This window comes from Streptomyces phaeolivaceus, from assembly GCF_009184865.1.
GTDB lineage: Bacteria > Actinomycetota > Actinomycetes > Streptomycetales > Streptomycetaceae > Streptomyces > Streptomyces phaeolivaceus.
Genome location: NZ_CP045096.1, coordinates 8,426,015 through 8,449,510, shown reverse-complemented (window position 1 = coordinate 8,449,510; position 23,496 = coordinate 8,426,015). Strand labels below are relative to the sequence as shown.

Genomic DNA, 23,496 nt, shown 5'->3' with positions numbered 1-23,496 from the left:
GTCAAGTCGGCGGGGCGGGTTCGGGGTCAGGAGACGCGGAGGGTGGGGAGTCGGCGGAGGTCGGGGGTGGTGTCGTGATGGATGGGGGTGTGGGCGCCTGTCAGGGAGACGCCGGTGCCGCCGCGCCGGTCGGCGACGATCTCGGCGGCGATGGAGAGGGCGGTCTCCTCCGGTGTGCGGGCCCCGAGGTCGAGGCCGATGGGTGACCGGAGACGGGCCAACTCCAGTTCCGTGACGCCGACTTCGCGGAGGCGTTCGTTGCGGTCGAGGTGGGTGCGGCGGGAGCCCATCGCGCCGACGTAGGCGACGGGGAGCCGTAGGGCGAGCCGCAGCAGCGGTACGTCGAACTTGGCGTCGTGGGTGAGGACACAGAGGACCGTGCGGGCGTCCACGGCGGTCCGCTCCAGGTACTTGTGCGGCCACTCGACGACGATCTCGTCGGCCTCCGGGAAGCGGGCGCGGGTGGCGAAGACGGGGCGGGCGTCGCAGACGGTGACATGGTGGCCGAGGAACTTGCCGACCCGGACCAGCGCCGTAGCGAAGTCGATCGCGCCGAAGACGATCATCCGGGGCGGCGGCACGGACGACTCGACCAGAACCGTGAGCGACGCTCCGCAGCGGGAGCCCTGCTCGCCGATCTCCAGGGTGCCGGTGCGGCCGACGTCAAGGAGGGCGCGGGCCTCGGCGGCGACCGTACGGTCCAGTTCGGGGTGGGCTCCGTAGCCGCCGTCGTACGAGCCGTCCGGGCGGACCAGCAGGGCGCGGCCCCGCAGCTCCGCCGGGCCGGAGACGATCCGGGCCAGGGCCGCCGCCTCCCTGCCCGCCGCGGCGGAGAGCGCGGCGGCGACCACCGGGCGGACGGGGTCGCCGGTCCGCACCGGGGTGACGAGGATGTCGATGACGCCGCCGCAGGTCAGGCCGACCGCGAAGGCGTCCTCGTCGCTGTAGCCGAAGCGTTCGAGGACCGGCTCGCCGTCCGCGAGCGCCTGTTGGCACAGGTCGTAGACGGCCCCCTCCACGCAGCCGCCGGAGACCGAGCCGATCGCCGTGCCGTCGGCGTCCACCGCGAGGGCGGCGCCCGGCCGGCGGGGCGCGCTGCCGCTCACGGCCACGACGGTGGCCACGGCGAAGTCACGCCCCCGCTCGACCCACCGGTGCAGTTCTTCGGCGATGTCCAGCATCTCTCTCGGTCTCCTAGAACAACGGTTGCGCGGACGGTACCTGCGGGGTGGGGTGCGTTGTCGGGTACGGGTCCGGTGGGGGCTTCTCGCGCAGTTCCCCGCGCCCCTGAAAAAGCGGGCTGCGCCCGGCTTTTTCGGGCCGAAGAGCACGGGGCGCAGCCCCGGCTCTTCAGGGGCGCGGGGAACTGCGCGGCCAGCCCCCACCGGGCCCGCGGTCGCCGACGAACCCGCACCCCCGAGTTCACAGGCGCCCGGCGCCCCCTAAGCCGTACCGGTCAAATGCTCCGGCCGCACCGGCGTCCGGTTCAGTTCCAACCCCGTCGCGGAGCGAATCGCCGCGAGGACGGCCGGAGTCGACGACAGGGTCGGCGCCTCACCGACCCCACGCAACCCGTACGGCGCGTGATCGTCGGCGAGTTCGAGCACGTCGACGGGGATGGTCGGCGTGTCGAGGATCGTGGGGATGAGGTAGTCCGTGAAGGACGGATTGCGCACCTTCGCGGTCTTCGGGTCGACGACGATCTCCTCCATGACCGCGATGCCCAGCCCCTGGGTCGTACCGCCCTGGATCTGGCCCACCACGGACAGCGGGTTGAGCGCCTTGCCGACATCCTGCGCGCAGGCCAGTTCGACGACCTTGACCATGCCCAGCTCGGTGTCGACCTCGACGACCGCCCGGTGCGCGGCGAAGGAGTACTGGACATGTCCGAAGCCCTGCCCGGTCCGCAGATCGAACGGTTCGGTCGGCCGGTGCCGCCACTCCGCCTCGACCTCGACGGCCTCGTCACCGAGGACGTCCGCCAGATCGGCCAGCGCCTCACCGCCGTCGGTGACGACCTTGCCGCCCTCCAGCACCAACTCGGCCGTGGCCCAGGCCGGATGGTAGGTGCCGAACTTGCGGCGGCCCAGCTCCAGCACCTTCTCCCGGACCAGTTCGCAGCTGTTCCTCACCGCGCCGCCCGTGACGTACGTCTGCCGGGACGCGGAGGTCGAACCGGCCGAACCGACCTGTGTGTCGGCCGGGTTGATGGTCACCTGGGCGACGCCCAGTTCCGTGCGGGCGATCTGCGCGTGGACGGTGATACCGCCCTGACCGACCTCCGCCATGGCCGTGTGGACGGTGGCGACGGGCTCTCCGCCCACGACCTCCATCCGCACCCGCGCCGTCGAGTAGTCGTCGAAGCCCTCGGAGAAGCCGACGTTCTTGATGCCGACCGCGTAGCCGACGCCCCGGACGACACCCTCGCCGTGGGTGGTGTTGGAGAGGCCGCCCGGCAGCTGTCGTACGTCCGCCGCCTCGCCCGCCGCGAGCCACTGCTGCTCCGGCGGCAAGGGCATCGCCTTGACGCGGCGCAGGAGTTCGGCGACCGGCGCCGGGGAGTCGACGGGCTGGCCGGTGGGCAGCAGGGTGCCCTGTTCCATGGCGTTGAGCTGCCGCAGCTCCACCGGGTCCATGCCGAGCCTCGCCGCCAGCTTGTCCATCTGCGCCTCGTAGGCGAAGCAGGCCTGGACCGCGCCGAAGCCGCGCATCGCGCCGCAGGGCGGGTTGTTGGTGTAGAGGGCGACGGCCTCGATCTCGACGTCCTCGACGACATACGGTCCGGCGCCGAGCGAGGCCGCGTTGCCGACCACCGCCGGGGAGGCGGAGGCGTAGGCGCCGCCGTCCAGGACGATGCGGGCCTTGAGGTGGGTGAGCTTGCCGTCGCGGGTCGCCCCGTGCTCGTAGTGCAGCTTCGCGGGGTGGCGGTGGACGTGCCCGAAGAAGGACTCGAAACGGTTGTAGACGATCTTGACCGGTTTGCCGGTGCGCAGCGCGAGCAGACAGGCGTGGATCTGCATCGACAGGTCCTCGCGCCCGCCGAAGGCCCCGCCGACGCCGGCCAGCGTCATCCGGATCTTGTCCTCGGGCAGCCCGAGGACGGGCGCGATCTGGCGCAGGTCGGAGTGGAGCCACTGGGTGGCGATGTAGAGGTCGACGCCGCCGTCCTCGGCGGGCACGGCGAGTCCGGACTCGGGGCCCAGGAAGGCCTGGTCCTGCATGCCGAAGACGTACTCGCCCTCGACGATCACGTCCGCGCGCTCGCGGGCCGCCGCCACGTCGCCGCGGATGATCGGCTGCCGGTGGACGATGTTCGGATGGGCGACACGCGCGAAGAGGGGGGTCCCCCCGGTCGAACGAAGTTGAGACTGGGGGAGGTCGTCGCGGCCCTCGTGGACGAGGACGGCGTCCGGGGCGGTCGCGGAGGCCTCGTCGGTGATGACCGGCAGTTCGCGGTACTCCACCTTGATCTTGGCGGCGGCGCGGCGCGCGGTCTCCGGGTGGTCGGCGGCGACGATCGCGACGGGCTCGCCGTGGTGGCGGACCTTGCCGTGGGCGAGGACGGGGGTGTCCTGGATCTCCAGGCCGTAGTTCCGTACGTCGGTCGGCAGGTCGTCGTACGTCATCACGGCGTAGACGCCGGGCGTGGCCAGGGCCTCGCCCGTGTCGATGGAGAGGATCTCGGCGTGGGCGACCGTGGAGCGCAGGATCTGGCCCCAGAGCATGTCCTCGTGCCACATGTCGGAGGAGTACGCGAACTCGCCGGTGACCTTGAGGGTGCCGTCCGGGCGGAGCGTGGACTCGCCGATGCCGCCCTTGGTGCGGGAGCCCTGGGTGAGGTTGGTGGGCAGGCCGGTGGTTCCCATGGTCAGACCCCTTCGGACTGCCGGGCGGCGGCGAGGCGCACCGCGTCCATGATCTTCTCGTAGCCGGTGCAGCGGCACAGATTGCCCGACAGCGCCTCGCGGATGTCCGCGTCGCTCGGGTTCGGGGTGCGCTCCAGCATCTCGTCGGCGGCGACCAGCAGACCGGGTGTGCAGAAGCCGCACTGCACGGCACCGGCGTCGATGAACGCCTGCTGGATCGGGGAGAGTTCCGTGCCCTCACCGGTCTGTGAGTCGGTGCCCCGGGCCGCCCACCGCTTGGCCTCGTCGGGCGAGGTCCCGTCCCCCGCGGGCGAACCGCACGCACCGGACGCGCAACCGCCGTGCTCCGCACGCTGCTTGGCGTAGTCCGCGAGCCCCTCCACCGTGACGACCTCGCGGCCCTCCACCTGTCCGGCGGCGACCAGACACGAACACACCGGCACGCCGTCCAGACGGACTGTGCAGGAGCCGCACTCCCCCTGCTCACAGGCGTTCTTGGAACCGGGCAGGCCCATCCGCTCGCGCAGCACGTACAGCAGGGACTCGCCCTCCCAGACGTCGTCGGCTTCCTGCGGACGGCCGTTGACCGTGAAACTGACGCGCATTACGCGACTCCCTCCGTGGCGCGGGCGGTGCCGCGGTAGGACTCCCAGGTCCACATCAGCGTGCGGCGGGCCATGACGCCGACCGCGTGGCGGCGGTAGCTCGCGGTGCCCCGGACGTCGTCGATGGGGTTGCACGCGCCGGCGCACAGGTCGGCGAACTGCTTGGCGACGGACGGGGTGATGATCCGGCCGTCGTCCCAGAAGCCGCCCTCGTCGAGCGCCGCGTTCAGGAACTCCTCGGCGGCCCTGGCCCGGACGGGCGTCGGCGCGGCCGAGCCGATGCCGGTGCGGACGGTGCGGGTGGCCGGGTGCAGGGCGAGCCCGAAGGCGCACACCGCGATGACCATGGCGTTGCGGGTGCCGACCTTGGAGTACTGCTGCGGGCCGTCCGCCTTGTCGACGTGGACGGCGCGGATCAGCTCGTCGGGCGCGAGCGCGTTGCGCTTCACGCCGGTGTAGAAGTCGTCGATGGGGATGAGCCGGGAGCCGCGTACGGACTCGGCCTCGACCTGGGCGCCCGCCGCGAGCAGGGCCGGGTGGGCGTCGCCGGCCGGGGAGGCGGTGCCGAGGTTTCCGCCGACGCCGCCGCGGTTGCGGATCTGCGGGGAGGCGACCGTGTGCGAGGCCAGGGCGAGGCCGGGCAGCTCGGTACGGAGGTTCTCCATGATCCGGGTGTACGGGACGGACGCGCCCAGGCGGACCGTGTTCTCCCCGACCTCCCACTCGGAGAGTTCGCCGACGCGGTCGAGGTCGAGCAGATACTCGGGCCGACGGTGATCGAAGTTGATCTCGACCATCACATCGGTGCCGCCGGCGATCGGCACAGCGGTGGGGTGCTCGGCCTTCGCGGCGAGCGCCTCCTCCCAGCTGGCGGGGCGAAGGAAGTCCATGGAACCGGCTCTCTTCTTCGTCTGGAGTCGTTCTCTTTGAGCCAGATCGTGTGCGGCGGGCCCGGCTCGTGCCTGTGCTGTTCAGGTGTCGTGAGCTTCAGTACACAGCGTTCTCCCGCGCCCCGGTCAGTCACGGAAAACATGAAGGAGTTAGCTGGCCAGGGGGCGCATCTTGTAGATTCGTATGAACGGAGGGCATCTGCAACCTCTTGGTATTGCCTCAGAAACATCCTTGTTCTCGACACAGGAACGGCGGCGACGAGAATGCGCCTGCGCGCACTGCTGGACACCGACGCGCTGGGCCTCAGGCTGCTCGGCGGCGAGGACGAGCTGGACCGCACCGTGCGCGGTGTGATGACCACCGACCTCAGGGACCCCAGCCGCTACCTCTCCGGCGGCGAGCTGGTGCTCACGGGCCTCGCCTGGCGCCACGACGCCGGCGACTCCGAGCCCTTCGTACGGATCCTGGCCGGCGCCGGGGTCACCGCGCTGGCCGCCGGCGAGGCCGAGCTGGGCGACATCCCGGAGGACCTCGTCGTGGCCTGCGCCCGGCACCGGCTGCCGCTCTTCGCGGTCAACGAGTCGGTGGCCTTCGCGACGATCACCGAGCACGTCGTACGGCAGGTCTCCGGCGAGCGGGCCGGGGATCTGGCGGCCGTGGTGGACCGGCACCGCCGGATGATGACCTCCGGCCCGGCGGGCGGCGGCCCGGACGTCGTCCTGGACCTGCTCGGCTCCGACCTGGACCTGCGCGCCTGGGTGCTCTCCCCGGCCGGCCGCCTGGTCGCGGGCCCCAAGGTCGCCGGGCCCGCGCTGCCGGCCGAGCTGTGCGCCCGGCTGGCCGCCGAGCATCTGGCGTCGACCCGTACCGGGCGGCGCGGCCCGCACCGCGTGGCCGTAGGCACCACCGTCTACTCCCTCTTCCCGATCAGCAGCACGGGCCGTACGCCGGGCGCCGCCCGGGACGTGCGCGAGACCGTGCTGTCCGACTGGCTCCTCGCGGTCGAGGCCGACGCCGGGGACTGGCCCGCCGAGCGGCTCGACCTGCTGTACGGCGTCACCCAGCTGATCGCGGTGGAGCGCGACCGGCGCGACGCGGCCCGTACGGTTCGGCGCAGGCTCGCCCAGGAGGTCCTGGAGCTGGTGCAGACGGGGGCGGCCCCGGCGGAGATCGCGGCCCGGCTGCGGGTCGCCGCGCCAGTGCTGCTGCCGGGCCTCGGGTCGGCGCCGCACTGGCAGGTGGTCGTCGCCCGGGTCGAGTGGGACGGCGGCGAGGTCGACAGCGGCCCGGTCACCCAGGCGCTCCTGGAGGAGATCCTCGTCGACCCACTGGCGACGGGCCCCGAGCCGTCCGACCGGATCGCGGTCGCCCACACGGGTGAGGAGGCCATCGCGCTCGTCCCCCTCCCGGCGGTCTCCGCGGAGCACGACGGCTCCGAGTCCGGCCTCCACGCCGACACGCTCCTCGCCGCCGTACGGGACCCGCTGACCGCCGGTCTCGACGACGACGGGCGGCTCACGCTGGGCGTCAGCGCGGCCGTGCACTCGGCCGAGGGGTTGCGCGGGGCGCTGGAGGAGGCCCGGCACGCCCGCCGGGTGGCGGCGGCCCGCTCGGGGCGGGTCTGCGCGGCCGGCCACCAGGAACTGGCCTCGCACGTCCTGCTGCTCCCGTTCGTCCCCGACGACGTGCGCCGCGCCTTCACGGCCCGGCTCCTCGACCCGCTGCGCGACTACGACCGCCGGCACCGGGCCGAGCTGATCCCCACCCTGGAGGCGTTCCTCGACTGCGACGGCTCCTGGACGCGCTGTGCCGCGCGGCTCCATCTGCACGTCAACACGCTGCGGTACCGGGTGGGCCGCATCGAGCAGTTGACGGGCCGGGACCTCTCCCGCCTGGAGGACAAGCTGGACTTCTTCCTGGCCCTGCGCATGAGTTGACGTCACGGGGTGGTGGGCGAAGATCCAAGTGCGCCGTCCGCACCCCATGACTTTGTGAATTCCTTCACCCACCCCCTTGGCCCGGCCCCTTGATCCGTGCTGAGATGCGCCCACCACTCAAAGCTCAAGGGCGTGCTGGGCCTGTCCCTCGGATCAGGTCGGAGTCGGGGAACGGTGCCTTGCCACGCCACCGGTGAGCGGGGCGCGGTGCGTGCAGCCGCAAGGCGGAGGAGGGCGTCGACGCGGAGCGTCGGCAACCGACGACAACGCCGCGGATGCGCGTGCCGCGCCCCGCGCCCCCGGGCTGAGCCGAAGGACAGGACCCCGGGGAGGGCAACGTGGCGCATTCCGCCATGTCTGGTGAGGGAACGACCGCCGGTGACGAGCCACTCCAGACCGCGGTGTGGCGGTTGCGCTCGCGCGCGTGCTGGGTCGACGCCGCCGCCCTGATCGAGCCCGACACCCCACAGGCCTCGCTGCAGCGGACCTCGCTGCTGGTCGAGCGCTGTCTCTACACCGAGCAGGGCTGGGAGGACGCGGAGGACGCGCTGCGTACGGCCGAGGCGCAGGCCCGCACCGACGAGGAGCGGGGCGCGGCGGCCTGTGAACGCGGTCAACTGGCGTACGCGGCCACGGTGCTCACCGTCCGGGACCGCGCCGACGAGGCACGGGCCGCGCTCGGCCGGGCGGCGGCGCTGATCGCCCCGGGCGCGCCGGGGCGGGCGCTGCTCGACTTCCGCCGGGGTGTCGTCGCGGAGAACCTCGCGCGCTCCCCGCAGGCCGCGCGCGCGGCGTACCGGCGGGCGCACGCCGGGGCGACCGCCCACGACGATCTGCTTCTGCAGTCCTTCACCTGGCGGCATCTCGCCGGACTCGCCTTCCGTGACGGCGAGTTGGCCGAGGCGCGGCACGGCTTCGCCGAATCGCTGCGGATCCGGGAGGAGTTGGGCTATCTCGTCGGTACGGCGCCGGCGCTCGTGTCGTTGGCCGACACGGAGTCCGAGCCGGAGGCGTCCCGTCTGCGGGAGGAGGCGGGGCGGTTGTTCCGGCTTCTGGGGGGTGTGCCGACGTGGCTGGCACGGCAATTGGCACCGCCACCGGCCGCGACGGCGTGAGGCGGCGCGTCATGACTCGGGGGTGCGGGTTCCGTCGGCGGGTGCGGGTGAGTGGGGGCTGGTCGCGCAGTTCCCCGCGCCCCTGAAAAGCAGGGGCTGCGCCCCGTGCTTTTCGGCCCGCGGCACCGTCACCTTCAGACCCGCAGCCCCGTTTGCCTTTCAGACCCGCGGCCCCGCCGCCTTTCAGACCCGCAGGGGCCTGGTCTTTCAGGGGCGCGGGGAACCGCGCGAGAAGCCCCACGCACCCGCGGCCGCCGGCGCTCCTCAGCCCACCGCCCCGAAATGCTTCTCCACCAGACAACAGGCCGCATCCAGGTCCCCCGCGACCAACGCGTCCAGCAACGCGATGTGCTCGGCGGCGTCGGCCATCAGCTCGACACGCCCCCCGCTCCCCACCTGCCCACCACCCAACGGCAGTTGCGTACGCCTGTGGAGATCGTCCGTGAGCTGCAACAGCTGCTCGTTGCCGGCCAGCCCCAGGACCCCCCGGTGGAAGGCCCGGTCCGCCTCGCCGTACGTGGCCCGGCACCCGGAGGACGCCGCGCGGGCCGTCTCGTCGGCGAGGGGCCGCAGCTCGCCCCAGCGGTCCGCCGGCACCGTATGTGCCAGCCGGACGATCACCGGCACCTGGAGCAGGGCCCGCACCTCCGCGAGTTCGGCCAGCTCACGGGCGCCCCGCCGGACGACACGGAAGCCCCGGTTCGGCACGACCTCGATCGCGCCCTCGATGGCCAGTTGCTGCATCGCCTCGCGCACGGGGGTGGCGGAGACCCCGAACCGCTCGCCGAGGGCCGGTGCGGAGTACACCTCGCCCGGGGTCAGTTCCCCGCCCGCGAGCGCGGCCCGCAGCGCGTCGAGGATCTGCCCGCGCACGGAGGCCCGCTGGACCACGGGACGCCCCGGGGTGCGCGGCAGGGGGATCGGCGTCTCGCTGTGCGTGTGCTCGCCCCGGGCCGCGTCGCCCCCGGGACGGGTGTCGCCGGAGCGCGTGTCGCCGCGTACCGGGGCCGGGCGGCCGTCCGCCGCGATGCCCCGCTCCCGGTCGACGTCCGCGACCCCGGGCTGCGCGGGCACACGGTAGGCCGACGCCGGACGAGCGGCGACGGCGTCCGGCGCACTCGCGGCCGGGGCCTGGCGCGAGCGCGTTCCGGCCTGCTCCACGGGTCCTCCTGCGAGCCGAGTCGAGTGCCGAGCGGGCCGAGCGGGACGGCCGACTGGGTACATGGGGGCGCTTACATCACTACTGGGGTTGTTACCGGTCGTAAAGCACCATAGGCGCACATGCCCTCAGTTCAAACCTCGACCATCTCGGGTAAGGTAAGCCTTACTTGGCAGCGATGGTGAAACGGCGGTCCCCGTATGCCCCCCTCAGCTCCGGCACCGGCCCCCACTTCGCGCACGTCACCCATGACGGCGGCGTACACGCGTCTCACCGAGGTCCTGCCGATGGTGAGCGTGACAGAACTCTCTCCCACGGAGCCATTGCCCGAGGGCGAGGGGTGGGTCTCCGCCGCCGGACTCGCGGCGGCCGGGGCGGAGCTGGACGCGTTCCTCGCCTGGGACGAGGCCCAGATCCTGCGGGACTACGGCCGCGAGGGCCGCCCGGACGTGGTGGCGGCCTTCGGACTGCACCGCTACGCCTGGTACGCCTGCCTCCTCTTCACGGTCCCCTGGTTCCTGCGGCGCCGGGTGCCGCGGTTCCCGGCCGGACAGGTGGCGTTCCAGCGGGAGCACAGCCGGCTGGTGGTGCGTGGCGAGACGTTCGGCTGCCTGCCGGACGATCCGGCGGCCGGTGAGCCGGGCGCCCGGGTGGTCCCGGACGAGGAGGCGCTGCGGGCCGAGTTGCGGGCGGCCTTCGCCGCGCACATAGAGCCGGTCCTCGGCGGCTTCGGCCCCCGGATGCGGCGTCGCGGACGCGCTCTGTGGGGCATGGCGACCGACGAGATCGTCGAGGGGATCTGGTACGTCTCCGAACTCCTCGGCCCCGACGAGCACCAGCGCTGCCGACGCGAGCTGGAGCTGCTGCTGCCGGGCGCGACCAAGCCGTACGTGGGCGCCGCGGGCTTCCGTGAACTGACCGGCCCCGGCGGCGAGTCGCTGCCCACCCGGGACCGGGCGAGCTGCTGCATGTTCTACACGATCGCCCCGGACGACACCTGTGTCACCTGCCCGCGCACCTGCGAGGCGGACCGGATCACCAAGCTCACCGCCGCCGCGAGCAGTTGACGGACCCTCGCGACCCGAGGATGCTTCTCGCCTGGCGACCCCCCGGCGATCGCCCGGGGCATGTGCCGTAAGATCAAATCCGGGTGGGACTCTCGTTTGGTTACAGCTGGTTCACAAATTCCTCACTTGCCGCAGGAACTTTCCGTGGAACCACTCGAACGGGTAATCTCACTCGCACTCAACTCCCGTCCCTCGCGCGGTAGTTCGAGCAGAATGCCGCCTGGCGTCACTCATTGCACTTCTTTGGCGGTCTCTTGCCCCGAAACCCCCTGAGGGCCGCGAGGATTGGGCCACTATGGCGGGCGTTACGCCCTATCCCAATGCAAGGGACCCCTGATGAGATTGACCGACATATCGCTGAACTGGCTGCTTCCGGGCGCCGTACTGCTCCTGGGCATGCTGGCGGCGGTTGCGGTGCTCGCGCGCGGCAAGCGCGCCGGGGAGCACGCGAAGACCGAGGATTCCTGGGAACGCAGCGAGGAACGCCGCAGGCGCAAGGAGAGCCTCTACGGTCTCTTCTCCTACATCCTCCTCTTCTGCTGTGCCGCGGTCGCCGCCGCGCTCTCCTTCCGCGGCCTGGTCGGCTTCGGTGAGCAGAACCTCGGCCTCACCGACGGGTGGCAGTACCTGGTTCCGTTCGGCCTCGACGGCGCCGCCATGTTCTGCTCGGTCCTCGCGGTGCGCGAGGCCAGCCACGGTGACGCGGCGCTCGGCTCCCGGATACTGGTGTGGACGTTCGCCGGTGCGGCGGCCTGGTTCAACTGGGTGCACGCGCCCCGGGGTCTGGGCCACGACGGCGCCCCGCAGTTCTTCGCCGGCATGTCCCTGTCCGCCGCGGTGCTGTTCGACCGCGCGCTGAAGCAGACCCGCCGGGCCGCGCTGCGCGAGCAGGGTCTCGTCCCGCGTCCGCTGCCGCAGATCCGCGTGGTCCGCTGGCTGCGCGCCCCGCGTGAGACGTACAGGGCCTGGTCGCTGATGCTCCTGGAGGGCGTGCGCAGCCTGGACGAGGCCGTGGACGAGGTGCGCGAGGACAAGCGGATGAAGGAGGAGAACAGGTCGCGCAAGCGGGAGCAGGAGCGCCTGGAGCGCGCCCACCTCAAGGCGATCAGCCGTGGCCACCGGGGTCTGCCCGGCCGGGGCGGCGGCGGCGGTGGACGCCAGGTCGACACCACCGTGGAGCGGGTGCCGGCGGCCCAGGTCGCCTCGGACTCCGCCATATCGACGCCCGAGCAGCTGCCCGTGCGTTCGCGTCCCTCCCTGCAGCCCGTCCGCAACGGCGCTGACAAGTCGATCACCGTCGACCTCACCGCGGAGGACGACACCATGGCCCTGCCGCGGCTCGACTCCCTGGAGCGCAAGCTCAAGGACCTGGAGCAGCAGTTCGGCTGAGCGAGCGACAGCGGGCACCGGACACCGAGTGCCACACATCGGACAGGGGCGCGGCAGGAAGCCGCGCCCCTGTCCGTTGCCCGTTCCGGTGTCACGGCATGGAACTAGGTGAGGCCGCCGTCGAGGTCGAACCACACCGCCTTGCCCACCCCGTGCGGCCGTACCCCCCAGGCGTCGGCGAGGGACTGGACGAGAAGGAGGCCGCGCCCATGAGTGCTGTCGTCGGCGGGCGGCACCCTCGGTCTGGGCCTGCGCCCCACGAAGTCCCGTACCTCCACGTGGAGTCCGCGTGGTGAGACGGTGGCGGTCAGCACCGCGTCGTGGTCGGTGTGGATGAGCGCGTTGGTGACCAGCTCACTCGTCAGCAGTTCCGCTATCTCCGATCGTTCCGGCCGCCCCCATTGCCGCAGCAGTTCCCGCAGGGCCCTGCGGGCCTCGGGCACCGCCCTCAGGTCCGCCCGCCCGAGTCTGCGCCTGAGCTGTTCGGCGTCGGTCCTGTCCGCCGCGTCGCCGGCCGCCTCCTCCATCTCTGCCGAGGAGGCCCCGATCGCCATGGGACCGCCCCCTCGTGCCTGCCTCTTCATGACCCCCGCCCACAAGCCGATGACGATTCCCCTCCTGCTCGAACACGTACACGGGGATCCATGCCCCCTCCGGATCGCGGCACTCATGTCGAATCGTCAATGACCCTCCGTACGCTTTCAAACGCACAGAGTCAAGCCAGCTGTCGGTACCTTGCGAGAGCGCTTCCCCGCCCGCGAAACCACCCCACAGCCCGACGAACCCGGCACCCCGCCCGCCCCGGACACCCCCGGCCCGACCGCGACCGCGGGACACGACTTCCCACGCGGGGCCGCCGATCCGGCCGTACGCCACCGGGACACGACGTGCGCGAACCACTTCGACCACCCCGTGTGAGGCGGATCACTCACCCCGATGATGTTGATTGGCCGGAATCCTGCGCCGGTATCGGCCAACCCTCGGCCGGGCACGGCTGATTGACGCCCCCACCGGTCCGCCGGGCGCCCTTCTCAGGCCTCCCAGACTGCGGCGGCCGTACGGTCGTCGGCATAGCCCTTGACCCTGACCTGGGCGTCGGCGAGGAAGGCGGCGAGGCCGGGCGGTTCGGCTCCTCCCCAGCGCGTCGCCAGATGCTCGGCGAGCGGCGCCTCGCCGCGCAGCGGTTCGGCCAGACCGCCGGTGCACAGGAGGAGGACGTCGTCCTCGCGGGCCACGGAGGCGCGGAACCGGAAGGGTTCGCGCGGCGGCGCGGGCGCGGGTTCGTACGGGCTCGGGGGCGTCGCGATACCGAGGTCCATGGTGAGGCGGTCGCCGTCGGGGGTCTCGTGCGGCAGCGAGCCGAAGCCGACCACCGGCGCGCCCGCCGTGTCCGCGACCCGGGGCTCTATGTCCTGCCACTCCCCGTCCCGCAGCCGGAACAGTCCCCCGGCGCCGACCCCGAAGAACACCCGCGTACGGCACCGGGGGTCGGCCGGGAGCAGCAGACAGCGCAGGCTCGCCGTGTACTCCTCGGGGTCGAGCCCCTGTTCGACGGCGCTGGCGCGGAGTTTGCCGAGGCTGCGGTCGGTGAGACGGTGCAGCCCGGACTTGAGATCGCCGCGCCGGGCGGCCCGGATGTCCTCCACCAGCCGTACCTGGCTGAGCCCGACGGCCCGCCCGATCCACCGGCACGCCTCCGCCGCCGCGCGGTGGGCGCCCGGGACGGCGCGGGCGCCGGTCGCCATGGCCACCAGCACGAGGGCCTGTTCGCCGAGGCCGAAGCGGGCGGTCAGGAGCGCGTCACGGCGTGGCTCGCCGCGGTAGCGCGCGGAGTCGCCGCGAAGCGACGCGGCGCGCAGCGTGCACGCCCCGTAGCGCGCGCCGTCCAGCACCGTGTCCGCCACCAGATCTCCCAGATCCTCCGGGTCCGCCGTCGGCAACGCGGTCGGCTCCGCCTCGTACGTCGGCGGCCCCGACCCGACGTACGCGACCCCGGCGACCAGCGAGACCTCCTCCGCCCGGAGGGTCGGGAGATCGAGCTGGGTGGCGGGCCGGGCGTCCGAGGGCTCGGGGATGCCGGCGGGGGGCGCGTCCTGCGGTGGCGCGGCGTCGGAAGGCGTGTCCGCCGGGCGCCGGGCGCCGTAGGCGGGTGTCACTTCCGTCGGGGGGCGTGAGGGGGGCGCGCCGAGTGGCGGTGACGGTGGCTGCCTGGGTGTGGGGGGCCGGGGCGGGTCCGTGCGGAAGCCCGGCGGGGTGGGGCCGGGCGGGAAGGTCACCGGGCCCGTCGGCTGCGCCGCCGGTGGCTCCCAGGGCGCGGGCTGCGGAGTGAGACCGCTGCGGCGGAGGGAGTCCACGGCCGGATGGGAGGGGTGGGAGGGCCGGGTGGGGTGGGAAGGTCGGGTGGGAACGGGCGGGCGGGGTGCGGCAGGCGTACGGGGGGTGGCGTCGGCGGGTGGTGGGTCGGCCGGAGCCGGGCTTGAGGTTGGGGTTGGGGGCGGGGTTGGGGTTGGGGGCGGGCTTGGGGTTGGGGTTGGGGGCGGGGCCGGGCTCGGGGCCGGACCCCAGGGGTAGCCCGGCCGGCGGTCGCCTCCGGCCCGGTTGCCGCGATCGTCCCGCCCGAGGGGTCCCCCGGGCGAGCCCTGAGGGGGCACCCGGTCCGACAAGGCGCCCGGCACTCCCCTGGCGGCCGACGTCCCCGGCACGGCCGCCCAGGCACCCGACGTCCCGGGGACGGCACCCCAGGCACCCCGCGCGCTCGACGCACCCGAGCCACTCGACGCACCCTGCGCTCCAGGCACCCCCGGCACTCCAGGCACCCCCGTCGCCTCCCCCACCGTGTCCGCCGCCGAGGCGAAGCGGTCGTCGAGGGAATCGGCCGCCACCGAGGGGCCCGTGTCCCCGCTCGCGTCGTCGTACAACTGCCGCCACCAGTCGTCCTCTTGACCGGTCGGCCTCTCCCCCTGCTGGCTCATGCCCCTAATTGTCCACCTCAGGAGCCGTATGAAAACGGGGCATCCGGAAAATCGGTCCGCGGAGCCGACGACCGCACGGCGTGTCGGACTACATGTCGAACTCCGGTGCGAGGCAAGGGAGTAGAGAAAGAGGAGGGCAGCGGGGGGATCCGGGGCGGCGGAGGAGTCGGCGTGATCAGACCGCCGGGCGGTGCCACCCCCCACAGGAGAAACCGCCCGGCGGCGCCGGAGTGACCGGGGCGCGGTACGGGCGCGTGGGCCGGTCGGCCCGAGTGTGAGGCATGTTCCTGGGATTGAGCTGTGGACCCCGCCGCGTCGGCGGGACACCCGGTGCGGTGATGATGTGCCGAGGCGGAACGGCAGCGCGCCGCGAGGGTGCGGCAGACGGTGAGGGGCGTGACCGCATGCTGGGAGCGATCGGACTCGACGAGACGCACGAGTCGGCGTACCGCGCCCTGGTGTCCGTGGGCGCCGCCGACATACCGGACCTGGCGCGTCGGCTCACGCTCGGGGAGCACGACACCGAGCGCGCGCTCCGGCGCCTGGAGCGGCACGGTCTCGCCGCCCAGTCCTCCGCGCGCCCCGGCCGCTGGGTCGCCGCACCCCCCGGCGTGGCCCTGGGCGCCCTGCTCACCCAGCAGCGGCACGAGCTGGAGAAGGCCGAGCTGGCGGCGGCGCTGCTCGCCGAGGAGTACCGGGCGAGCGCGGCCGAGCCCGCCGCCCACGACCTGGTCGAGGTGGTGATCGGCTCCGCCGCGATAGCGCAGCGCTTCCTGCAGCTTCAGCTCGGTGCCACGGAGGAGGTGTGCGCCATGGTCACCGGTGCCCCGATCGCGGTCTCCGGGCCGGAGAACAATCCCGCCGAGGAGCAGGTCACCGGCCGTGGCGTCGGTTACCGCGTGGTGGTCGAGCGGGCCGTCCTGGACGAGGACGCCGGTCTGACCGAGCTGTCCGCCGCGCTGGGCCGGGAGGAGCGGGTCCGGGTCATGGACGAGGTGCCGACGAAGCTCGTGATCGCCGACCGGTCCCTCGCCATGCTCCCGCTCACCACGCACACCGCCGAGCCCACCGCCCTGGTCGTCCACGCCAGCGGTCTGCTGGAGCTGCTGTCGGGTCTGTTCGAGTCGGTGTGGCAGCAGGCGCTGCCGCTGCGGCTCGGCGCCGGCCGTGTCACCGAGGACGTCCCCGACGGCCCCGACGACACCGATCTGGAGATCCTGTCCCTGCTGCTGGCCGGGATGACGGACGCGAGCGTCGCCAAACAGCTCGATCTGGGCCTGCGGACCGTACAGCGCCGGGTGAAGCGGCTGATGGAGCTGACCGGTGTGACGACCCGGCTGCAGCTGGGCTGGCATGCGTACGAGCGGGCCTGGGTGACCCGGGACTGACCCCAGCGACCAGCGCTTGACCTGCGCTTTCTCCCGGGGTCCTGCACCCTGGGCAGATGGGAGCGTGGGAACTCCTGCTGGTCGCGGTGGTGCTGCTGCTCGGCCTGTGCGGAGTGCTGGTGCCCGGCGTACCGGGGTCCTGGCTCGTATGGGCCGGGGTCATGTGGTGGGCGCTGGAGGACCCGCGGCCGAGCGCCTGGTGGGTGCTGGTGGGCGCCACCGTCGTCCTGCTGGTGTCCCGGGCGGTCCGCTGGGGTCTGCCGCCCCGGCGCCTGGCGGAGAGCGGCGCGACCCCCCGCATGGGCGTGTTCGCCGGTGTCGGCGCGTTCCTCGGTTTCGTCCTGGTCCCGGTGCTGGGCGCGATCCCCGGCTTCGTCGGCGGCATCTATCTCTCGGAACGGCTGCGCCTCGGGCGCTCCGGCGCCGCGAAGGACGCCACCCGCACGGCGATGCGCGCGGGCGGGTCCAGCGTCCTGACGGAACTCTTCGCGTGCCTGCTGGTCGCGGGCGCGTGGGTGGGCGTGGTCTTCGGCGTCTGAGACCGGCCCGCCCTCAGGACGCCACGCCGGACAGATCGGCCACGCGGGACTGATCCGCCAGGTCGGCCAGGTCGATCGTGTCGGCCAGCGCCCGCATGCCCGCGTCGTTGAAGTGCAGATGGTCGCCGGGGTCGTACGCGGGGCCGATGCGGTGCGGGAGGAGGGGGTCGCGGACGGCCCGGTCGAAGTCGGCCACCGCGTCGAAGATGCCGTCGCCCCGGATCGAGGCGTTGACCGCCTGCCGTACGCGCTCCCGGGCCGCCGTGTACGCGCCGTGGCCGCCGTACGGGGTGAGCGTGGCGCCGATGACGCGGATGCCTCGGGCGTGGGCGCGGTCCACGAGGTCGCGGTAGGCGGCGGTGAAGGCGGACGGGTCGGTGGCGTTCGGGGTGCCCTTGATGTCGTTGACGCCCGCCATGACGATCACCGCACGGACGCCGGTGCGGGTCAGTACGTCGGCGTCGAACCGTTCCAGGACGCTCGGGCCGACGCCCGCGCGCAGCAGCCGGTTGCCGGAGACGCCCGCGTTGAGGACGCCGAGCCGGCGGTCGGCGGGCAGCGCGCGCAGCCGTTCGGCGAGCCGGTCGGGCCAACGGCGGTTGGCGTCGGCCGTCGAGCCGTTGCCGTCCGTGATCGAGTCGCCGAGGGCGACGACGCTGCCGGCGGCGGACGAGCCGAGGACGTCGACACCGGTGACGTAGTACCAGCTGCCGAGGGTCGTCGTGTACGCGGAGCCGTCCTCGTCGGCGGTCCGATCGCCGTCCGGGGCGAGGAAGTTGGTCTGCCGGGCGGAGCGGTGGTAGGTGGCCGGGCCCGAGTCGTCCGGGGTGTGGAGCGTGACGAGGAGGTTGCCGTGCGCCGGGACGCGCAGTGCGACGGGGTCGGTGACCCGGTCCCGGCCCGCCGGGACGACGACCGTGGGGGCACCGCCGAAGGTGGCGGTCCGCAGGGAACCCGGCAGCGCGTGCGGGCTGTCGGGCACCCCGGGTTCCTGGGCCGCGACGGTGAGGGCGCCGAGGTGGAGCGGGGCCGTGCCGAGCCGGTTGGAGATCCGGACCCGTACCGCGTCGCCGCCGACGCTCACATGGACGACGTTGCGGATCGACGCCCCCGGCAGCGCGGGGGCCGTACCGGAGGCGGCTGCCGCCCAGGTGCCGGTCCAGCGCCGGGGGTCCGCCGAGGCGCCGGCGCTCGCGGGGAGGGCACAGGCGAGGACGAGTGTGGCGAGGAGGGCGAGTGCGAGGGTGACGGCCGTGAGGCGCGTGGGGTGGGGGATGCGGACCGTACCGGTCATGCGGGACCGCCCTTCGCTCGGCGGAAGCGACAAAAAGTCCCTCATCACTTCCCCGAGCGCCGACCCCACGCACGCCCCCTCACACCGTTGGCCGCACGGGGCCCTGGAGCGCGCCCTCCAGACCGAGCAGGAGGCGCTTGCGGTCGAGGCCGCCCGCGTAGCCGGTGAGGCCGCCGTCCGCGCCGATCACGCGGTGGCAGGGGCGGACGATGAGGAGGGGGTTCGCGCCGATCGCGCCGCCCACGGCGCGGACGGCGGCGCGCGGCGCGCCGATCCGGCTCGCGATGGCCCCGTACGTGGTGGTCGCGCCGTACGGGACGTCGTCGAGCGCGGCCCAGACCCGCCGCCGGAACTCGGTGCCCTCGCCGCGCGACTCCAGCCGGAATTCCTTGAGTTCACCGGCGAAGTAGGCGGCGAGCTGTTCCTCGGCCGCCCGGAAGGGCCCCGGGTCGCGTGTCCAGCCCGGCAGCGGCACCCGGCCGCCCTTCTGCCCCGGCACGGAGAGGGAGGTGAGAACGCCGAACTCGTCCGCGGTGAGGAGGAGTTGCCCGGCGGGGCTGTCGACGAAGGCGCAGTAGGTCCCTTGCTCGGTGCTCACGACTGAACTCCCTGTTCCTGTACGGGCTTTGATGCCCGCGTCTGTTCCGGTGACCGTGTCCGTGGGTGGCTGAGGTGGTGCAGGTGGCAGAGGGCGTACGACCGCCAGGGGCGCCAGGTGTCCGGCGTCGGCTCGTCGGGCGGTGCCACGTCCGGGTCGCCGAGGGCCCGGGTGCGGATCGCGGCGACGGTACGCGCGTCCAGGCCCGGCAGCGCGCGCAGTGCCGTCCCGGTGGCGTCCCGGTCGGCGCCCACGTCGAGGCGGACGGTGCCGTCGGCGAGGGCGGTGGCGAGGGCCCCGAGCGGGCCGTCGGCCCCGGCCAGCGCGGCCGGTTCGGGGAACAGATGCGTCAGCGTCCCGTCCGGGGCGTCCAGCCTCTTCCCGTACGCCTGTACGAGCCGAGCCGCTTCCTCGGGTCCCACGAGCGCCCGTACCGCGTACTCGTCCGGATCGGCCGTGCCCGGTGAGCGCAGTCCCGGCCGGGCGGCGACGAGCGGGGCGAGCCGGGGGTCCTCGCGGAGGCGCTCGTCCACGGCGTACGGGTCGGCGTCCAGATCGAACTGCCGGCGCAGCCGTTGCACGGCGGTGGTGAGGTCCCGGGGGTCGGTGAGGTGCAGCCGGGCGTCGAGCCAGCCACCGGCCGTGGGCCCCCGGCGGGCGTCGAGCCAGCCACCGGCCGTGGGCCCCCGGCGACCGCCCCCGGGTCGTTCGTCGACCTCGGCGACCGCGGTGCCGTAGGGGAGGCGGAGGGTGCGCCGGTAGGTGCGCCGGCCGCGTCCGCCGGTCGTCTCCTCGATGCCGGTGACGGTCTCGGCGGCGAGGACGTCGAAGAGCGCGGTGGACTGGTAGGGGCCCCGGTAGGCGAGCCGGAGCGGGATTCCGGCGGTCGGCGCGCCGGCGGGCCGCCGGGGTGCCCCGGCACGCAGGGCGCTCGGTGTCATGGCGTACACGGCCCTGATCGTGTCGTTGAACTGGCGCACGCTGCTGAAACCGGCCGCGAAGACGATCTCGGTGACCGGGAGCGCCGTCGTCTGGAGGAGGACGCGGGCGGTGTGGGCGCGCCGCGCGCGGGCCAGGGCGACGGGCCCGGCGCCGACCTCGGCGGTGAGCTGCCGCTGGACCTGCCGTGCGCTGTATCCCAGCCGCACGGCCAGCCCGGCGACGCCCTCCCGGTCGACGACGCCGTCCCCGATGAGCCGCATGGCCCGGCCCACGGCGTCCGCGCGCACGTTCCACTCGGCCGACCCGGGCACGGCGTCCGGCCGGCACCTCCGGCAGGCCCGGAACCCGGCGCCCTGGGCTCCGGCCGCGGTCGCGTAGAAGCGGACGTTCGCCCGCTTCGGTGTCACCGCCGGGCAACTCGGCCGGCAGTAGATCCCGGTCGTCTCGACGGCGAAGAAGAACTCCCCGTCGAACCGCCCGTCCCTGCTCCGCACCGCCTCGTACCTGGTGTCCTCGTCCTTCATGCCCTCAAGTGTCGACGACGCGGACACCGAGGGCTGGCGGATTTCGGACATGGCTCTGGAAGGCAAGGGCTGCGCCCCTGGAAGGCAAGGGGCGCAGCCCATGCCTTCCAGGGGCGCGGGGAACGGCGCGATCAGCCCCCACCTACCCGCGCCCAGAACTCAACGCCGGCCACCCCTCTTCGCCTCCATCGCCGCGCGCCCCTCCGCGCCCCGCCGCTTCCACTCCTTACGGATCTCCGCCCGCACCCGCGCGTCGCTCTTCGCCACGATCCGCTGGTTCTCGCGCAGCAGCTTCCGGTAGCTGTCGAGCCGCCGCTCGGGCAGTTCGCCGGAGTCGACCGCGCCGAGGACCGCGCAGCCGGGCTCGGCGAGGTGGGCGCAGTCGTGGAAACGGCAGTCCGCGGCGAGCGCCTCGATCTCGGCGAAGACCTGCCCGACGCCGCTCTCGGCGTCCCAGAGGCCGACGCCGCGCAGCCCGGGGGTGTCGATGAGGACCCCACCGCCGGGCAGGGCGAGGAGGTTGCGGGTGGTCGTGGTGTGCCGTCCCTTGCCGTCCACGTCCCGGATGGCCTGGACGTCCATGACGTCCTCGCCGAGCAGCGCGTTGGCGAGGGTCGACTTTCCGGCGCCGGACTGCCCGAGCAGCACGGAGGTGCCGCCGGAGAGCACCGCGGCGAGGACGTCGAGGCCCTCCCCGAGCGCCGAGCTGACCGTGAGCACGGCGACGCCGGGCGCGACGGTCTCCACGTCCTGCACCAGATGCCCGAGCGTGACCGCGTCGGGCACGAGGTCGGCCTTGGTGAGCACGACGACGGGCTGTGCCCCGGACTCCCAGGCGAGCGCCAGGAACCGTTCGACGCGGCCGAGGTCGAGTTCCGTGGCCAGGGACACGGCGACGACCGCGTAGTCCACGTTCGCGGCGAGGATCTGGCCCTCGGCGCGCTTGGAGGAGGTGGAACGGACGAAGGCGCTGCGGCGGGGCAGATACGTCCGGACGTACCGCGGATCGCCCGTCGGTTCCACGGCGACCCAGTCGCCCGTGCAGACGACCCGCAGGGGGTCATGAGGGGTGACGAACGCGGTGTCGGCCCGCACCGGACCGCCCGCGGTGACGACGTCGCACTGCCCACGATCGACCCGGACGACCCGCCCGGCGAGCAGCCCTTCGGCGTCGTACGGGGCGAAGGCGTCCGCCCAGGAGGTGTCCCAGCCGTAGGGGGCGAGGGCGGAGAAAGAGGAAGTCAAGGGAGACCCTTCACAAGGGTGGTCCCGGCGGCCGTACAGACGTACGGAACGTACAAGAAGTACAGAAAGTGGGTGTCAGCCGGTGACCACGGAGGTGGACTGAATGGATTCCTGGATGCGGGCAGCGCCCATCGCCGTGACAGCCATTGGTCGACACCTCCTGTCTCACTCGTAGGGGGCGACGACGGCCGGAAACGGCCGCCGTGCGCGGTGATCTCACCCTAGCGGGGGCCCATGGACCCCCGTCAACCGATTAAATCGCGTTCAGTCCGCCTGCTCGCAGGAGCGCCCGTTCAGGGTGAAGTCGACGGGGTCGGGGTTGTCGAAGCCCTGCCAGATGCCGAGGAAGCCGACGCCGAAGGTGCCGCCCGCGGCGACGGTCTTGTTGTAGTCGGCGGCGGTGACGGTGACCTTGGAGCCGTCCTGGTCGAAGGTGCCGTCCCACATCTGGGTGACGCGCTGGTCGGCGGCGTGGGTCCAGCCGACGCGCCAGCCGTCGACGGCCTTGGCGGAGGTGACGGTGACGGTCGCCTGGAAGCCGCCGGGCCACTCGTTGACGATCTGGTAGCGGACGTGGCAGGTGGCGTCGGAGGACTTGCCGGGGTCGACGGGCTCATGGCTGACGCGGGCCGGTGTCGAGGCGTCGCCCTGGGGCTCCTCGTTGGTGTTGCCGTCGCCCTTGCCGTCCTTGTCGGCCTCGCCCTCGTCGGCGTCGGAACCGGTCTCCTGGGGCCGTGTCGTGCTCTGCAGTTCGGAGTCGCCGCCGGACGGGGATCCGGTGACCGGGAACCTCGGGTCCTGCTGCACCACCGAGGTATCTCCGGCGGACGCGTCGGTGACGGTGTCGTCCTCACCGAAGGGCATGAGGGAGACGGCGAGGGCCAGTACGGAGACGAGTCCGGCTCCGGCGAGCAGGCCGTTGCGGCCGAACCGGGGCCGCTGTTCCTTGCCCGGCGAGAGTCCCCGATCGGTGCCGGTGGAGTCCGCGCGCCCGGGGAGCAGCCCGGCGTCGGCGGCGCGGCGGCGGCGCTCCAGGTAGGCGAGTCCGCTCCAGCCGATCACCCCGCTGGCGAGCGCGGCGGGCAGTCCGCCGCCGTGCAGACCGAGGCAGGCCGCGGCCTCGGCGCACTCCACACAGGTGGCGAGGTGCCGCGAGAGGTCCTCGGGGGTGTCGGTGCCGGGTGAGCGGGTGACCGCGTCCAGCAGCCGGGCGTAGCCGCGGCAGTCGGGGTTCATGGGCGCGTCGAGTTGGCTGCGGTGGCACCGGTCCCTGAACAGCGCCCGGATCTGGTCGAGTTCGGTCCTGGCGACCACCGGGTCGAGGCCGAGCCGGCGGGCCACCGAGCCCAGCGGCAGCGATTCGACCTCGGCCAGCCACAGCAGGGCCGCGTCGGGTTCCTGCATGTCGCGCAGGGCGCGCAGGGCGAGGGGGCGGTGCAGCGGCGGGCCGGTGTACCGGGCGGCCTTGTCCGAGTTGAGCCACAGCCGCAGTTCGGGGTCGAGGCGGTGGCCCTGGCCGTTGGTCTCCCAGGCCGCGGCGGTGGTCCTGACCCAGGTCAGGAGGAACGGTATTCGAGGCAGTCGCGGAGCGCGCCGTCCGACGCCGCGCTCCGCGACTGCCTCGAATTCCAGGGCGTGCGCCTCGTGCATGCCGTTCGTGAAGGCCTCGGTGGCCAGTTGGGTGGCCGCGGTCGAACCGGACGTGCACAGGTCGGCGTACGACAGGACCGCGTCCCAGCACTCCGAGAACAGCGCGGCCTCGGCGGCGTCCTGGGGCTTCGGCAGGTCGGGCATGGGTCTCCTGCATCCACAGAGCGAGGGGGGAATTTCGCAAAAATGGTCAACTACCCTCTGATTCAAGGGAGTTAAGGGGACCATCTTGCAGTGGCCCAGAGCTTTTCACGCTTCCCACACAACTGACAAGCCGCGTCTTCAAATGCGGTTACCAACGGTCACACACTATGG

At 73.2% G+C, this 23,496-nt stretch carries 18 protein-coding genes; 6 read left to right on the top strand and 12 right to left on the bottom strand.

Going from position 1 to position 23,496, the window contains the following annotated elements:
* Positions 1 to 26 precede the first annotated feature (26 nt).
* The 4 genes from F9278_RS38620 to F9278_RS38605 form a co-directional block, all read right to left on the bottom strand.
* The gene (locus F9278_RS38620) at positions 27 to 1,181 is read right to left on the bottom strand and encodes an XdhC family protein (RefSeq protein WP_152172447.1); all 1,155 of its coding nucleotides are present in this window, start codon (positions 1,179 to 1,181) and stop codon (positions 27 to 29) included.
* A 261-nt stretch (positions 1,182 to 1,442) separates the two neighbouring features.
* The gene (locus F9278_RS38615) at positions 1,443 to 3,866 is read right to left on the bottom strand and encodes a xanthine dehydrogenase family protein molybdopterin-binding subunit (protein WP_152172446.1); all 2,424 of its coding nucleotides are present in this window, start codon (positions 3,864 to 3,866) and stop codon (positions 1,443 to 1,445) included.
* A gap of 2 nt (positions 3,867 to 3,868) precedes the next feature.
* Positions 3,869 to 4,471 (bottom strand): (2Fe-2S)-binding protein, encoded by a 603-nt coding sequence (locus F9278_RS38610; protein WP_152172445.1) that lies wholly within the window; start codon positions 4,469 to 4,471, stop codon positions 3,869 to 3,871.
* Positions 4,471 to 5,361: an FAD binding domain-containing protein gene (locus F9278_RS38605; protein ID WP_152172444.1), complete on the bottom strand. Its 891-nt coding sequence runs from the start codon at positions 5,359 to 5,361 to the stop codon at positions 4,471 to 4,473. Before F9278_RS38605 ends, F9278_RS38610 begins: the two co-directional genes overlap by 1 nt.
* 264 nt (positions 5,362 to 5,625) lie before the next feature.
* Here F9278_RS38605 and F9278_RS38595 point away from each other — a divergent pair, with 264 nt between their 5' ends.
* Together F9278_RS38595 and F9278_RS38585 are read left to right on the top strand one after the other, a co-directional pair.
* Entirely contained in the window at positions 5,626 to 7,299 is a 1,674-nt protein-coding gene (locus F9278_RS38595; RefSeq protein ID WP_152172442.1) for a PucR family transcriptional regulator, read from the top strand.
* A 338-nt stretch (positions 7,300 to 7,637) separates the two neighbouring features.
* Positions 7,638 to 8,414 carry a hypothetical protein gene (locus F9278_RS38585; protein ID WP_152172441.1) on the top strand — a complete coding sequence of 259 codons (777 nt, stop codon included), beginning with the start codon at positions 7,638 to 7,640 and terminating at the stop codon, positions 8,412 to 8,414.
* A gap of 264 nt (positions 8,415 to 8,678) precedes the next feature.
* Here F9278_RS38585 and F9278_RS38580 read toward each other — a convergent pair whose 3' ends face one another.
* The gene (locus tag F9278_RS38580; RefSeq protein WP_193241830.1) at positions 8,679 to 9,575 is read right to left on the bottom strand and encodes a GntR family transcriptional regulator; all 897 of its coding nucleotides are present in this window, start codon (positions 9,573 to 9,575) and stop codon (positions 8,679 to 8,681) included.
* 198 nt (positions 9,576 to 9,773) lie between these two features.
* Between F9278_RS38580 and F9278_RS38575 the strand changes: the two genes are divergently transcribed.
* Complete coding sequence (locus F9278_RS38575) at positions 9,774 to 10,640, top strand: (2Fe-2S)-binding protein (RefSeq protein ID WP_404818980.1); 867 nt, start codon at positions 9,774 to 9,776, stop codon at positions 10,638 to 10,640.
* A gap of 336 nt (positions 10,641 to 10,976) precedes the next feature.
* Positions 10,977 to 12,029, top strand: a complete 1,053-nt coding sequence (locus F9278_RS38570) for a DUF2637 domain-containing protein (RefSeq protein WP_152172439.1) — start codon at positions 10,977 to 10,979, stop codon at positions 12,027 to 12,029.
* A gap of 104 nt (positions 12,030 to 12,133) precedes the next feature.
* On the opposite strand, the gene F9278_RS38565 is transcribed toward F9278_RS38570, so the two are convergent.
* Together F9278_RS38565 and F9278_RS49090 are read right to left on the bottom strand one after the other, a co-directional pair.
* The gene (locus tag F9278_RS38565) at positions 12,134 to 12,556 is read right to left on the bottom strand and encodes an ATP-binding protein (protein ID WP_152174385.1); all 423 of its coding nucleotides are present in this window, start codon (positions 12,554 to 12,556) and stop codon (positions 12,134 to 12,136) included.
* A gap of 504 nt (positions 12,557 to 13,060) precedes the next feature.
* Positions 13,061 to 15,001: a protein phosphatase 2C domain-containing protein gene (locus F9278_RS49090; protein ID WP_152172438.1), complete on the bottom strand. Its 1,941-nt coding sequence runs from the start codon at positions 14,999 to 15,001 to the stop codon at positions 13,061 to 13,063.
* Between the two features lie 404 nt (positions 15,002 to 15,405).
* On the opposite strand from F9278_RS49090, the gene F9278_RS38555 reads away from it, so the two are divergent.
* Both F9278_RS38555 and F9278_RS38550 read left to right on the top strand, forming a co-directional pair.
* Positions 15,406 to 16,389 carry a TrmB family transcriptional regulator gene (locus tag F9278_RS38555; RefSeq protein WP_152172437.1) on the top strand — a complete coding sequence of 328 codons (984 nt, stop codon included), beginning with the start codon at positions 15,406 to 15,408 and terminating at the stop codon, positions 16,387 to 16,389.
* 56 nt (positions 16,390 to 16,445) lie between these two features.
* Positions 16,446 to 16,928, top strand: coding sequence for a DUF456 domain-containing protein (locus F9278_RS38550; RefSeq protein WP_152172436.1), 483 nt, complete (start codon positions 16,446 to 16,448; stop codon positions 16,926 to 16,928).
* A gap of 13 nt (positions 16,929 to 16,941) precedes the next feature.
* Here the strand turns inward: F9278_RS38550 and F9278_RS38545 are convergent, their stop codons facing one another.
* The 5 genes from F9278_RS38545 to F9278_RS38525 form a co-directional block, all read right to left on the bottom strand.
* The gene (locus F9278_RS38545) at positions 16,942 to 18,222 is read right to left on the bottom strand and encodes an SGNH/GDSL hydrolase family protein (RefSeq protein WP_152172435.1); all 1,281 of its coding nucleotides are present in this window, start codon (positions 18,220 to 18,222) and stop codon (positions 16,942 to 16,944) included.
* Positions 18,223 to 18,301: 79 nt separating this feature from the next.
* On the bottom strand, positions 18,302 to 18,820 hold the full coding sequence (locus tag F9278_RS38540) for a methylated-DNA--[protein]-cysteine S-methyltransferase (RefSeq protein WP_152172434.1): 519 nt from the start codon (positions 18,818 to 18,820) through the stop codon (positions 18,302 to 18,304).
* Positions 18,817 to 20,337, bottom strand: coding sequence for a DNA-3-methyladenine glycosylase 2 family protein (locus tag F9278_RS38535; protein ID WP_226967132.1), 1,521 nt, complete (start codon positions 20,335 to 20,337; stop codon positions 18,817 to 18,819). Before F9278_RS38535 ends, F9278_RS38540 begins: the two co-directional genes overlap by 4 nt.
* Positions 20,338 to 20,445: 108 nt before the next feature.
* Positions 20,446 to 21,531 carry a ribosome small subunit-dependent GTPase A gene (gene rsgA, locus F9278_RS38530; RefSeq protein WP_152172433.1) on the bottom strand — a complete coding sequence of 362 codons (1,086 nt, stop codon included), beginning with the start codon at positions 21,529 to 21,531 and terminating at the stop codon, positions 20,446 to 20,448.
* 264 nt (positions 21,532 to 21,795) lie between these two features.
* Positions 21,796 to 23,325, bottom strand: a complete 1,530-nt coding sequence (locus F9278_RS38525) for a cellulose-binding domain-containing protein (RefSeq protein WP_152172432.1) — start codon at positions 23,323 to 23,325, stop codon at positions 21,796 to 21,798.
* Positions 23,326 to 23,496: the final 171 nt, after the last annotated feature.

What these genes read in the sequence shown, in the direction of transcription:
- F9278_RS38620 (WP_152172447.1), bottom strand. Translation starts at nt 1,181, where the DNA reads ATGCTGGACATCGCCGAAGAACTGCACCGGTGGGTCGAGCGGGGGCGT.
- F9278_RS38565 (WP_152174385.1), bottom strand. Translation starts at nt 12,556, where the DNA reads ATGGAGGAGGCGGCCGGCGACGCGGCGGACAGGACCGACGCCGAACAG.
- F9278_RS38570 (WP_152172439.1), top strand. Translation starts at nt 10,977, where the DNA reads ATGAGATTGACCGACATATCGCTGAACTGGCTGCTTCCGGGCGCCGTA.
- F9278_RS38545 (WP_152172435.1), bottom strand. Translation starts at nt 18,222, where the DNA reads ATGACCGGTACGGTCCGCATCCCCCACCCCACGCGCCTCACGGCCGTC.
- F9278_RS38575 (WP_404818980.1), top strand. Translation starts at nt 9,774, where the DNA reads ATGCCCCCCTCAGCTCCGGCACCGGCCCCCACTTCGCGCACGTCACCC.
- F9278_RS38595 (WP_152172442.1), top strand. Translation starts at nt 5,626, where the DNA reads ATGCGCCTGCGCGCACTGCTGGACACCGACGCGCTGGGCCTCAGGCTG.
- F9278_RS38615 (WP_152172446.1), bottom strand. Translation starts at nt 3,866, where the DNA reads ATGGGAACCACCGGCCTGCCCACCAACCTCACCCAGGGCTCCCGCACC.
- F9278_RS38610 (WP_152172445.1), bottom strand. Translation starts at nt 4,471, where the DNA reads ATGCGCGTCAGTTTCACGGTCAACGGCCGTCCGCAGGAAGCCGACGAC.
- F9278_RS49090 (WP_152172438.1), bottom strand. Translation starts at nt 15,001, where the DNA reads ATGAGCCAGCAGGGGGAGAGGCCGACCGGTCAAGAGGACGACTGGTGG.
- F9278_RS38555 (WP_152172437.1), top strand. Translation starts at nt 15,406, where the DNA reads ATGCTGGGAGCGATCGGACTCGACGAGACGCACGAGTCGGCGTACCGC.
- F9278_RS38525 (WP_152172432.1), bottom strand. Translation starts at nt 23,325, where the DNA reads ATGCCCGACCTGCCGAAGCCCCAGGACGCCGCCGAGGCCGCGCTGTTC.
- F9278_RS38605 (WP_152172444.1), bottom strand. Translation starts at nt 5,361, where the DNA reads ATGGACTTCCTTCGCCCCGCCAGCTGGGAGGAGGCGCTCGCCGCGAAG.
- F9278_RS38550 (WP_152172436.1), top strand. Translation starts at nt 16,446, where the DNA reads ATGGGAGCGTGGGAACTCCTGCTGGTCGCGGTGGTGCTGCTGCTCGGC.
- F9278_RS38535 (WP_226967132.1), bottom strand. Translation starts at nt 20,337, where the DNA reads ATGTCCGAAATCCGCCAGCCCTCGGTGTCCGCGTCGTCGACACTTGAG.